At 66.3% G+C, this 12397-nt stretch carries 9 protein-coding genes; 5 read left to right on the top strand and 4 right to left on the bottom strand.

Annotated elements, in window-relative coordinates; all coding sequences use genetic code 11:
* Nucleotides 1-1133 (top strand): protein translocase subunit SecF (gene secF / locus HMPREF1023_RS04035; RefSeq protein WP_009304878.1); only part of this gene is annotated, 1133 nt, incomplete at its 5' end.
* Nucleotides 1134-1168: 35 nt separating this feature from the next.
* Here the strand turns inward: secF and HMPREF1023_RS04030 are convergent.
* Nucleotides 1169-2599 (bottom strand): LuxR family transcriptional regulator, encoded by a 1431-nt coding sequence (locus tag HMPREF1023_RS04030; protein ID WP_009304877.1) that lies wholly within the window; start codon nucleotides 2597-2599, stop codon nucleotides 1169-1171.
* Between the two features lie 241 nt (nucleotides 2600-2840).
* Between HMPREF1023_RS04030 and HMPREF1023_RS04025 the strand changes: the two genes are divergently transcribed.
* Both HMPREF1023_RS04025 and HMPREF1023_RS04020 read left to right on the top strand, forming a co-directional pair.
* A complete protein-coding gene (locus HMPREF1023_RS04025; RefSeq protein ID WP_009304876.1) occupies nucleotides 2841-4610 on the top strand; it encodes an FAD-binding protein in 1770 nt (589 codons plus the stop codon).
* Between the two features lie 19 nt (nucleotides 4611-4629).
* Nucleotides 4630-5067: a cytochrome c3 family protein gene (locus HMPREF1023_RS04020; protein ID WP_227100913.1), complete on the top strand. Its 438-nt coding sequence runs from the start codon at nucleotides 4630-4632 to the stop codon at nucleotides 5065-5067.
* Nucleotides 5068-5206: 139 nt separating this feature from the next.
* Here the strand turns inward: HMPREF1023_RS04020 and HMPREF1023_RS04015 are convergent, their stop codons facing one another.
* Nucleotides 5207-6829: an FAD-binding protein gene (locus tag HMPREF1023_RS04015; RefSeq protein WP_009304874.1), complete on the bottom strand. Its 1623-nt coding sequence runs from the start codon at nucleotides 6827-6829 to the stop codon at nucleotides 5207-5209.
* Between the two features lie 243 nt (nucleotides 6830-7072).
* On the opposite strand from HMPREF1023_RS04015, the gene HMPREF1023_RS04010 reads away from it, so the two are divergent.
* Entirely contained in the window at nucleotides 7073-8572 is a 1500-nt protein-coding gene (locus HMPREF1023_RS04010; RefSeq protein WP_009304873.1) for a LuxR C-terminal-related transcriptional regulator, read from the top strand.
* Between the two features lie 607 nt (nucleotides 8573-9179).
* On the opposite strand, the gene HMPREF1023_RS04005 is transcribed toward HMPREF1023_RS04010, so the two are convergent.
* Both HMPREF1023_RS04005 and HMPREF1023_RS04000 read right to left on the bottom strand, forming a co-directional pair.
* Entirely contained in the window at nucleotides 9180-10718 is a 1539-nt protein-coding gene (locus HMPREF1023_RS04005) for a YfcC family protein (protein WP_009304872.1), read from the bottom strand.
* Entirely contained in the window at nucleotides 10715-11932 is a 1218-nt protein-coding gene (locus tag HMPREF1023_RS04000) for a M20 family metallopeptidase (RefSeq protein ID WP_009304871.1), read from the bottom strand. Before HMPREF1023_RS04000 ends, HMPREF1023_RS04005 begins: the two co-directional genes overlap by 4 nt.
* 199 nt (nucleotides 11933-12131) lie before the next feature.
* Here HMPREF1023_RS04000 and HMPREF1023_RS15650 point away from each other — a divergent pair.
* The coding region (locus HMPREF1023_RS15650) for a hypothetical protein (RefSeq protein WP_035578368.1) at nucleotides 12132-12397 on the top strand (266 nt) is incomplete at its 3' end.

Below are 12397 nucleotides of genomic sequence, written 5' to 3'. Positions count from 1 at the left end.
CCCGCGGCAAGTTCATCAAGCACGACATCAACTTCCTGGGCTACCGCCGCGTGTTCCTCGGCGTGGCCGCGGTTCTGGTGTGCGTGTCGCTGGCCATCGTGGGCGTGAAGGGGCTGAACTTCGGCATCGAGTTCGTGGGCGGCACGTCGGTGTCGTTCCACAGCACGGGCGACGTGAACACCGAGCAGATGCGCAGCGCCTTCGACGAGGCGGGCGAGCCCGACGCCGTGGTGCAGACCACCACCGCCGACGGCGACCAGGGCTTCCTCGTGCGCACCACCACCACGAGCGCCGAAGAGGCCACGCAGCGCGCGAACCAGGTGGCGGACAAGCTGGGGCTGTCCACCGACAGCTTCGAGGTGACCACCATCGGACCCGACTGGGGCGCCAGCGTCATCCAGTCGTCGCTCATCGCGTTCCTCGTGTCCATCGTGCTCATCATCATCTACATCGCCATCCGCTTCGAATACAAGATGGGCGTCACCGCCATCGTGGCGCTGCTGCACGACCTCGTGCTGGTCATGGGCGTGTACGCGCTCGTGGGCCGCGAGGTGAACCCGAACACCATCGCTGCGCTGCTCACCATTCTGGGCTACTCGCTGTACGATACGGTGGTCGTGTTCCACCGCATCAACGACAACATGCAGTCCGACGACATCAAGTGCACGTTCATGACGATGGCGAACCACTCCATCAACCAGGTGCTCGTGCGCACCATCAACACGACACTCACCTCGCTCATCCCCGTGCTGGCCATGCTGCTGTTCGGCGGCGAGACGCTCAAGGACTTCGCGTTCGCCATGGTCATCGGCCTCGTGTGCGGCTCGTACTCGTCCATCGCGGTGGCGTCGCCCTTGTACGCGATGTGGAAGACGCGCGAGCCGCGCTACCAGAAGCTCGTGAAGAAGTTCGGGCCCGAGGTGGGTCGCTTCGAGTTCGGCAACCCGAACGCGATGGCGACGGCGCTCGCGGGCAAGAAGGCCGTCAAGGCCACGGCCGCCCCGACGGCTGCCCCGACGGTCGGGGCCGCGGCGGAGAAGCCGACGGTCGAGGAGCCGCACGGCGCGACCGCCGCGAAGAGCGCGCCGAAGCCCCCGAAGGGCAAGCGCAAGAAGCGCCCCGACAAGAAGTAACGCCAACGGCCCCGGACATCCGGGGCCGTTGCTTTTTATCGCTCGAACAGCTCGAACAGTTCCTCGCGGCTGTGCACCCCGAGCTTCTTGTACACGTGGCGGATGTGGGACTTCGCCGTGCCGTTGGCGATGGTCATCTCGGTCGCGATCTCGCTGGCGGTCTTCTGCCGCAACAGCAGTTCGAGCACCTCGTGCTCGCGATTGCCGAGGTTGCATCGCGCGGACACCTGCGTCAAGCGCGCCGCCTGCTCGTCGCTCAAGCCATCCTTCTCGTTCGTCCGGTCGGGGTCGAACAGGGCGATCAGCTGCTTGGGCATGAATCCGTTGCGGATGCAGAGGAACATGGCCATGAGCACCGCGAGCACCGACGACAGCACGATGACGTCGTGCACGCGTGCCGATTCGGACATCGCCCATGCCGCGACCGCCCTGCCGACGATGCATCCGCCGAAGTAGCTCAACATGAGCGTCGAGAATGCCCGGTATGCGTGCGCGTCGGTCTTCTCGGTGATGGCGCACAGGAGCACCACCGCGTACGCGAGGAACAGCAGGATGCCGATGAGGGCGAGGTCGAACGTGACCACGGGATTGAGATCCAGGAACGATGCCGACAGCGTGGCGGTCACGACGATGGGCACGGCGACGTTGAGCAGCGACAGGGCAGTGAGCCGTTTGAAGGAGAGCATGAGCACGCTGACCAGCAAGAAGGGGATGAGGATGACGATGGCCGAGAACGCGAGGGAGAAGTGCTCGAGCCCGGCGAAGGACAGCGAGACCATGAAGGCGTAGCTGAACAGGAACGTGCCGACGATGATGTGTGCGGGCGTGTGCCCTTCGGTGCTCAGCGAGGACTGATCGAGGCGGGAGCCTTGCAGAAGGCGCATGCGTTTCGTCAGCGTGTAGGCGCCGATGCCCAGCAGTGCGACGAGGCTGCACGCCACCCGCGGCGTGTCCATGCCTACGATGAACCACAGCATGATCGATCCGACCAACGCGGAGAATACGACGTTCCAGATGACGGTGGCCGCGCTGTGGTGCGCGTACACCCACAGCCAGCATACGGCCACGACGGAGAGGTAGATGCCGAACACGCCTCCGCCCACCAAGGCGATCAGCAGGGGGGAGAGGTACGACAGGGCGGGGAAGAGCGCGAGCGCGAGGATGCTGGCCAGCACGCAGGCGCTTGAGATCCAGATGACGGCCGGTTGCGCGAAAGCGGGTCGATCGCGTCTCGAGAAGGTGAGCAGCACGAGCGAGGTGAGCGCGCCGAACAGGCATGTCACGTCGGAGAACGACAACGCTTCGGGCGAGGTGTGGGCGAGTGCGGGGGTATAGTGCGTGTACGACACGAGCGCGATGGTGCACGACGTGCCGACGAACAGCCCGTCCGCTACGATTTTCTCCCGCGTGCTCACCAAGGCGCTTCGCAGCTTCGCGATGACGCTCGAACGTCGCTCGTTCCCCATACGCACTCCCCTCCAGAAGCTTTCTTCACGACGGTATCCCATCACGGATGATTCAGCTAGGGATAAAGCGCTAACCCGTACAGGGGTTAGCGGGGGTTAGCGCCCTCGGTCAGCGAAATGCCCCTCGCCCCGCAAGATTACCGATTCCTTAACCCGGGGTCGGGCGCATAGGATCGTCATCGGGCCGAGCGCTGCGAGCGATTGGCGGCCCCAGGAAGTACCAGCGAGGAAAGGGGACATCATGCACGACCATGAAAACCTGCACGAACAGGGAATATCCCGTCGAGGATTCCTGACCGGAGCGGCGATGGTGGGCGCGGGCGCAGCGCTTGGGCTTGCCGGCTGCAGCGGCTCGCCGGAGGCCGAGACCAAGGCGCCTGCCGAGGAAGCGAAGCCGGCGTCGGAACCGGCTGCGACGACGTCCGCGGCAAGCAACCAGCCCGCGTTCCTCACGCCGCCGGATCCCATTCCGGAGAGCGAGATCATCGAAACCGTCGACTGCGACATCGTCATCTGCGGCGCGGGCATCTGCGGCCTGCCCGCAGCCATGCTGGCGGCCGAGAACGGCGCGAACGTGCACGTGGTTGAGAAGGGTAGCACGTACGGCCTGTTCCGCCTGTGCACCGCCGGCTTCAACTCCGACGTGCAGACCAAGCTGGGGCTGACCACCGACCGTAAAGAGTTCATCACGTCGACCTGGGCCATCACCAACGGCGTGCAGGGCAGGATGTCGTCCTACGGCCTGTGGTTCGACAACTCGGGCCCCTACGTCAACTGGCTCGAGGGCATCTTCAACGAGAAAGGCTATCAGCTCATCCCTGCCGCATCGCTCGATTACAAGATCACGAACGACGGCGTGGACATGCCGGGCGCGAGCCCGCTGTGGCAGGCGTTCGCCCAGATGATCTTCTTCGCGCAGGAGGACGGTGGCTTCTTCGCCACGGGGGACCCCGTCGACTGGACGGGCGTGATGGAGGCCTACGCCACTGAGAAGGGCGCCACGTTCCACTACAACGCTCCCGCCGTGCAACTTCTACGCGACGATAGCGGGCGGTGCACGGGCGTCATCGCCAAGAACGAGTCCGACGAGTACGTGAGGTACAACGCCTCCAAGGGCGTGCTGCTGACCACAGGCGACATGGCCGCCGACCGCGAGATGATGGCGCACTACAACGTGTCGCTGAGCAAGATCGTCCGCTACAACATCAACACCAACGACACGGGCGACGGCCAGAAGATGGGCATGTGGATCGGCGCGGACATGGACGAGTTCGCCTGCGGCGACCTGTGGCCGTTCGCGGCCGTCATGATGGACGGCACGCTGCCCACCACGTTCGAGGGCACGCACTTCTACGCCGGCGTCGCCAACCTGCCGGTGCTCATGGTGGACGGCGCGGGCCGTCGCCTCATGGCCGAGAACCTGCCGTTCCAGTCGCCTTCCATCCCGAAGCTCACCTGCACGCCCGACGGCTGCGCGTGGAGCATCTGGGACAGCGCCTGGAAGGAGAAGTTCCCCGAGGGCGGCTACATGGTGGAGGATTACACGGCGTCCAACACCCAGGAAGAGGTGGACAAGAACGTGGAGAACGGCATCACGTTCAAGTTTGATACCATCGAGGAGCTGTGCGAACACTGCGGTTTCGACAAGGACATCTTCATTGCCACGTTCACGCGCTACAACGAGCTGTGCGAGGCCGGCGAGGATCTCGACTTCTACAAGGATCCGCTGTGGATGAACCCCATCGACACGCCGCCGTTCTACGCATCCAAGCACTGCTCGTCGATGACCTCGACGCGCGGCGGTCTCAAGAACGACGAGCGTTGCCGCGTCCTCGACAAGGAGGGGCGGCCCATCCCCGGCCTGTACGCTGCGGGCAACACGGCCGGCTCGTTCTACGGCAACGTGTACCCGCCCAACGTCATGGGCTCCGGCATCGGCCATGGCCAGTGCTTCGCCTGGTTGGCCGTCAAGGATATCCTCGGTCTTGACTACATCCATGCGAACATCTAGGAAAGCCGAGGTGCCTGACGTGAAGAGGAAGAACCTGTTGATGGCGGTGTGCACGGTGCTGGCGACGGTCGCGTTGGCGGCGACGTTGGGGGGATGCGCGCCCTCGCAGCCTTCGGGCGATGCGGGCAACGGCGGCGCCGATGCGGCATCGTACCCGGTTGGCTCGCTCAAGGCCGTTCATGTCGCCGGACAGCTCGACGATGCGGACGAGTACCCCAACAAGCTGTGTCTGAGCTGCCACGACCGCACCACCATCAATGCGGCGAACGAGGACTTCGGCGGCATCGAGGGATTCAATCCTCACAAGGCGCACCTTGAGGCCGGCGACTGCACCTCCTGCCACTCGGTTGACGGCACGTCGACCCTCTCCTGCAACGAGTGCCACGACGCGCCGCTGCCCGAGGGCTGGCAGAGCGCCGAGCGCGGCTCCGGCCCGCTCCACAGCCTGACGAAGTAACATCTCCTCGCTGAGCGGGCGCCGCTTCCCTCCCCAGGCGCCCGATGCGAAGAACGGCCCCCGACGAACACGCCGGGGGCCGTTGCTTTCGCGCGCCGCCGGGAGGGGGAGGCGGCGCGCGAGGATGGGCGGTGCGGGGCTACTTGCCGGCGACAGCGCGTCCCACCACGTAGCCCTGCGTGTGGCAGCGGCCGAGGGAGAGGCCGGGCACCGTCATGGGGTAGTCGGGGCTGCCGAAGAAGTTGCCGGCGCAGTTGCCGATGGAGTACAGGCCCTCGATGGGCGCCCCGTCCTTGTCGAGCACCTGCATGTCGGCGTTCACGTTCACGCCGTGGATGATGGTGGACAGGCCGATGCGGCGGTGGATGCCGTAGAACGGCGGCGTCACGATGGGCTTGAGCCACTTCGCCGCCTTGCCCATGTCCTCGTCGACGCCCAACGCGCACAGCTCGTTGTAGCGAGCGACGGTCTTCGCGAAGGCGGCGACGTCGGTCAGGCCGAGCTTCTCTCCCAGCTCCTCGATCGTGTCGGCCGCGTAGGTGTTGATGAGCGTGTCGTACACGCCTTCCTTCTCGCCCTCGACCTCGGGCATGTAGTTCACCATGGCCTCGGGCGGGATGAGGGCCCCGGGCCAGTCGGCGCAGTCGGTCATGTAGTTGCTGTCGAACACCTGGGTGTACCAGCCCTGGTCTTCCTCGCTTTTGAGGAAGTTGCCCATCGTGGCCATCTCGGAGCGGTTCTCGTTGCAGAAGCGCGTGCCGTCGTTCTTCACGCACAGGAAGGGCATGTCGGCCATCGACCCTGGGCCGGCGTCGAAGTCGTGGAGCACCTTCGAGCCGCACACGTCCTCCATGCGCCCGCCGGCCCATACCATCATCTTCTGCCCGTCGCCGGTCTTGTTCTGCTCCTTGCGGTAGATGTTCGCCATCTCCGCTTCGTAATAGGCCATCATCTCGTCGTCGTTCTCGTAGTCGCCCGTGGCGATGATCACGCCTTTGGACGCGTTGAACTGGATGTAGCCGTCCTTGCCCTCGGCGACCACGCCCGTCACCGCGCCGCCGTCGTTCTGCACGAGCTGCGCGGCAGGGGTGGAGTAGAAGATATCGACGCCCTGCTGCTCGGCGTAGTCGGCGATGTCGCGCATGCCGTTGCCCGTGTTGTAGGGCTTGGGGCCGAAGTCGAAGGCAAAGTACGTGATGTCGTACCCGTCGATCTGCTTGATGGGCCCCGTCCACTTCGCGGTGGAGTCCACCACCTGCGCGCCCGCCTTCTGGGCGATATCCCACAGCCACTGCAGCGCCTCGCCGGAGTTGTACGCCCAGAGGCGCACCTGCTCGCGATCGGACCGGTGGCAGCAATCCTCCGTGATGAGCGACACGACGGCCTCGACCCCGGCGGGGTCGGTCTGGTCCAGGATGATGGAATCGCAGGTGTTGCCCTGCGAGATGGCCGTGGCCTCCTTCTGCAGCAGCGCCACCTTCGCGCCCGCCTCGAAGGCGGACAGCGCTGCGGGCACGCCTGCGGCGCCGGCTCCCACGACCACGACGTCGTAGTCCTTCGTCTCCAAGATATCGGTGATGGGCTCCGGCTTCGCGAAGAAGCTGGGCAGCCCGTCCTCGGCCGCGGCGCCCGCGTTGGCGGATGCGGCCGTGCCGGCGGCGCTTCCCTGCGGCGCGCACGCGCTCAGCATGGATGCCCCGGCGGCGCCGACGGCGGCGACGCCTCCGAATTTGAACAGGTCGCGACGTGAAATGGTGCTCATGAGTTGATTCCCTCCTCGGTCGGTGCGGTTCGTCCCCTGCGGAACGGGCCCCACCATAGGGCAGCGGGCGGAATGCGCGCATCGACCGCACGGGGATTCGCAGGCTTAAAAATCGTAACCCCCGCGCATAACCCCCTGTTTTGCTCGGACGATGCAAAACCACCCGTCGCGCGGTTTCTCGGTTCGGGGCGTTTCGTCTATAATCGCCCCGAGGCTTGACGGGACGAAGGGGAGCTCCTCGACATGTCGGTGGAACGGGAAGATCATCAAGAAGAATCTCAGGAAGCGCCGGTCCGGAGGCGGTCGCGGCTGTTCTGCGGCGCGATCGCGGTGCCGGTCGCCTTTTTGGGTTTGGGCGTGTATCGCGCGTGGATCGAGATCATGTTCGTGGGGTCGTTCGTCGATTTCCCCGCAGTGGCGTTCTCGGGGCGGGACCTGTTCGACCTGACCATGGTGGTGACCGCGGTCGCCTGCACGCTGCTCGCGCGCAGGATCGGGCCGTTCTTCGACAAGCCGGCCGTCTACGCCCTGTGCGCCGCGACGCTGACGGCGTCCACCGTGCTCATGTTCGCGTCGTGCTGGCTGCCCGGCATCGCGCCGGCGGTGGGGGTGCCGGCCACGCTGCTGGGAGGGTTCGGCATCGCCTTGCTCATCCTGTTCTGGAGCGAGCTGTACGGCTGCCTGAACCCCTTGCGCGTGGCGCTGTACTATTCGGCGTCCATCGTGGTGGGCGCGCTTGTGCTGTACGTGTACCGCGGGTTCATGCTGCCGTGGCTGTTCGTGATGACGTCCCTGCTGCCGGCGGCGTCGCTCGTGCTGCTGCGCCGCGGGTTCGGCAGCCTCCCGACGGCCGAGCTGCCCTCGACGTCGTGGACGCGGTTCTCGGTGCCGTGGAAGGCGGTGCTGTTCATGGCGGCCTACGCGTTCGCGTACGGGCTCATGGAGGGCGGGCTGTACGCCGGCGCGTTCGGACCGCATTCCGCGCCGGGGACGCTGGCGGTGGGCGTGCTCGTGTTTTTGGGCGTGGCGGTGCGCGGCGGGCGCTTCGACTTCGGCATCATCTACCGGGTGGCGCTGCCGCTCATGGTGGTGGCGCTGTTCCTGCTTCCCACGCTCGGGCACGTGCAGGGTATGGCCGCCAGCTTCTGCGTCTCCGCCGGGTACACGGCGCAATCCGTCCTCATCATGCTCATCATGGCGAACATCTGCTACCGCTACGGCGTGTCGGCCCTGTGGCTGTTCGGCATCGAGCGCAGCGTGCGGCAGGTGTCCATGTGGTTGGGGCGGCTCGTGGCCGACGGCGCGCAGTCGTTCGACGTGCTGGGAGGCAACGGCGAGCTGTTCATCTCGCTGTTGACGGTGGTGGCCATCGTGACCGCAACCACCATCCTGTTCTCGGAGCGCGACCTGTCCAGCCGCTGGGGCGCGAACTTCCTGGCGGGAGGCACCGACTCGGCCGCGATGATACGCAAGCAGGAGCTGGCCGACCGCTGCGCCGAGGTCGCGCGCGCCTACAAGCTGTCCACCCGCGAGGAGGAGGTGCTGTTGCTGCTGGCCCAGCGCAAGACGGTGGGCATCATCGAGCGCGAGCTGTTCATCGCGAACGGGACGGCGAAGGCCCACGTGCGCCACATCTACCAGAAGCTCGACATCCACACGCGCCAGGAGCTGTTCGACCTGTTGGGCGTCGAAGCGCGCGAGGGCGGCAAAGGCGCGGGTGCGACGGCCGACGAGGGGCTGTAAGGCGCCGAGCGTCCGCGCATCGTGGTAGCGCCGAGGTCGGTCGCGTCGCTTCGCCGCTGCGCGTCTGCGGCGAAGCGCTCGGAGAGGCGGCCCGTTCGCGTTTCGGATCACTCGGCGATCGAGGAACCGCTGAGCGATACGGGGAGCCTTCGCGAGCGCTAGCTTTCCGCCGCCGTGACAGGGGGAGGGGAGTCTATGCGCTTCCGTCGTCGACCATGATCGGCATGTTTCGTGCGGGCGCGCTTCCCGATGTCGGCGTGAAAGCGAAATTCCCTTTTTTTGCACAATAATCCGCGACGTGCGGTGGTTGGCAGGGTTTTGGGAGGCTCTCGGAGCTTCGGAATGCGCCCCTGGCGAGTGACGGCTGTCGTTTCCCCAGTTCGCGCGATCCCTGGAAGCATTGGGAGGGTTGTAAGGCTGCGCACGTCGCGGTTTTTTGCTCATTTGGGAGAGTTTTTGCGTGCAGAAGCCGCGCAGAGCCTCCCGCCTCCAGCCTCCGAACGCGAGAAAGCGAGCCCAGGCCGGGGCTCGCTTTCTCGCAAAGACGGGTCGATGCCCGAATATGCGCCGCCGCGAAGGAGGACGCGGCGGCGCGCCAAGGGGCCGGCTACATGATGAGCATCGCCGCGGTCAGCACCACCACGAGCACGATGCCGGTGACCACGATCACCTTCATCACCCACTTGAGCATGGTGGCGTACTGCACCTTCGCCAGCGCGAGGCCCGCCAGCACGGCGCCGTTCAGCGGCGTGATGATGGCCACGAGGCCGTGGGCGGCCACGTAGATCATGACCATGACCTCGGCCGAGAAGCCCAGGCCGTTCGTCAGCGGCCCCATGATGGGCATCGCCAGCGTGGCCATGCCGGAGCTCGAGGGGATGGCGAACGACAGCACGAAGTAGAACAGGAACGTGGCGGGCGCGAAGATGAAGGCGGGCACGCCGGACAGCGCGTTCGCGGCGTTCGTGAGGATGAACGTGTCAAGTTGCGTCTCGCCCATGATGACGGCGACGGAGCGCGCAAGCGCGATGACGAGCGCGACGCTGACCATCTCGGCGCAGCCGCCGAGGAACGTCTTCACGATGTCCTTGCCCGCGAAGCGCGCGAAGATGCCGATGACGATGGCCATGAGCAGGAACCACGCCGTGGCCTCGTTGAAGTACCACATGCCCAGCGGCACGCCGGTGAGCACCGCGCTCCAGGCGCCCGCCGGGTCGTCGACCGAGCCGCCGGCCATGAAGACGTCGATGCCGAAGTTCTGCCACGGTACGAAGCCGACGATCATGACGACGAACGTGAGCGCGAACAGCACGAGCACGACCTTCTGCTTGCCGGAGAGGACGGCCGAGAACGCCGGGTTCTCCGCATCCTCCTCCATCTGGCCGTACTCCTTCTCGGACTCCTCCTGCTCCTGCAACGACAGGAACGTGGAGCCTTTGTCGGCCTTGACCTTCTTGGCGTAGCGCATGACGAAGAAGATGGAGATGGCCTCGGCGATGACGAACAGCACGAGCCCGAAGCCGATGATGACGCCCTGGTCGATGGCGATGCCCATGTCGGTGAGGGCGGCGGTGGCCACGCCGACGGAGAACGGGTTCACCGTGGAGCCGATGCAGCCCGCGCCCGCGCCCAGCAGCACCACGAGCGCGCCGGTGAGCGTGTCGAAGCCCGCGGCGTACATGGTGGCGGCCAGCAGGATGTAGAACGGCACCGTCTCCTCCATCATGCCGTAGGTGGAGCCGCAGATGCCGAACAGCAGCATGAGGATGGGGATGAGGACGAGCTCGCGGCCCTTGAGGGCGCGTACGAGCGTGGCGACGCCGGTGTCGAGCGCGCCGGTCTTGTTCACCATGGCCAGAAAGCCGCCCAGCACGAGCACGAACACGCACACCTGCATGGCGCTCGAGAAGCCGAGCACCGGGGAGGTCAGAACGTCGGCGAACGACGCTCCGGTTACCTCGCTCGTGAAGAACGACATCGCCACGGTGACGAGCGCCACGACGATCAGGCACGCCACGAGGATGATGAAGGAGTCCGGTGCGCCTTTCTTCTTGCGCTTCTTCTTGCCGCCGGGCTCGGGGGCCGCGGCGACGGGCGCGCCCTCGGCGGCTTCCGTCGCCAGCTTCTGGTTCTCGCTCTCGCTCATCGCTCGTTCTCCTTGTCGTCGCGCGCTCGGGCTTCCAGCCAGCGCAGGGCCATCGTTGCGGTCATCGCCGCGCCTTCGACGAACACGCTCTCGTCGAACACCACGCGGGAGTTGTGCACGGGGTAGCGCACGCCTTCGTCCTCCGAGCCGGTGCCCATGACGAAGTAGGTGGTGGGCACGGCCTGCGAGATGACGCTCATGTCGTCGGAGCCCGAGATGGGCTTGTCGAGGATGGTGACGGGGCGGCCGGTGAGGTCCTCCACGTAGCCGATCAGCTCGTCGGTGAGATCGGGGTCGTTGTACACGCTCGGCACGCCGCGGAGGAACCGCACGTCGACGCTGCCGCCGAAGCCCTCCGCGATGCCGCGGCACATCGCCTCCATGCGCTCCTTGAGATGCGCGCGGGTGCCCTCGTCGATGGTGCGCAGGGTGCCCAGCAGGTGCACGTCGTCGGGAACGATGTTGGCGGCCGTGCCGCCGTTGATGGCACCGAACGTGATGACCGCCTGGTCGTTCGGGTCGAGCTCGCGCGCGATGAGGTTCTGCGCGCCGAAGAAGATATGGCAGGCGATGTTGAACGGGTCCACCAGCTGGTGCGGGCGCGAGCCGTGGCCGCCCTTGCCGTGCACGACGATGTCGATGTCGTCGATGGACGAGAAGCCGGTGCCCGGGCGCGTGGCGATCTCGCCCAAGCGGTAGTCGAACGGCATGAGGTGGATGGCCGTGGCGGCGTCGACGTGCGGGTTCTCCAGCACGCCCGCGTTGATCATGGCCTCGTTGCCGCAGATCTCGTCGGGCGCGCAGCCCTCCTCGTCGGGCTGGAACATGAGCTTCACGCAGCCGGGCAGCTCGGCCTCGCGGCCTTTCAGGATGCGGGCGGCGCCCAGCAGCATGGCGGTGTGCGTGTCGTGCCCGCAGGCGTGCATGTAGTCGGTCGGGGAGGCGAAGGGCAGCCCCGTCTCCTCCTTGATGGGCAGCGCGTCCATGTCGGCGCGCAGCATGAAACAGCGGCCCGCCGACGGGTCGCCGATGGTGGCCACGAGGCCGCCCGGCACGATCTCTTCCGGTTCGAGACCGATTTCCCGCAGACGCTCGGCCACGTAGGCCGTCGTTTGAGGGAGGTCGAACCCGATTTCGGGATGCTCGTGCAGCCAGCGGCGGTCGGCGATGATGTCGCCTTCCAGCGCTTTGGCTTCTTCCAGGACACTCGTCATACGATGATGCCTCCTTCGCTCGAGGCGGGCGGGGCTCCCTTGCGTTGGGGAATCCCGTCCGTTGCCTGCACCCCGCGTGCGGGGCGCCTTCTGCGGGGTACAATACGGAGGCGAGGCGGGGGTGATCGTCACCCCGCTGGCGTTACGCGAGGACAAACGGTAGGTTTTCGACGGTAAACGGTAGAGAAACGGGGGCGAAATGCGGAATGCGGAACGGACCGCCAGCGGGCGGAACGCCGGCGGCGAGCCTTCTCGCCCCGCCGTCGCGCGCGATCGGCTGATCGACGCGCGCAGCCTCGTGGCCGTGTGTGCCCTGTCGCTGTCCACGTTCGTGCAGAACGGCTACGTGTACCCTCCCTTCAACGCGGTCGTGCCGTGGGGGTTCGCGCTGTGCGGGCTTCTGTACGGCGCGGCGTTCGGGTTGTGGGCGTTCGCGGCGCACCGCAGCGGCTCGCCGCTGCCGGT

The organism is Eggerthella sp. 1_3_56FAA, assembly GCF_000185625.1.
GTDB classification, from domain to species: domain Bacteria; phylum Actinomycetota; class Coriobacteriia; order Coriobacteriales; family Eggerthellaceae; genus Eggerthella; species Eggerthella lenta.
This window is presented reverse-complemented; position numbering and strand designations above follow the sequence as displayed.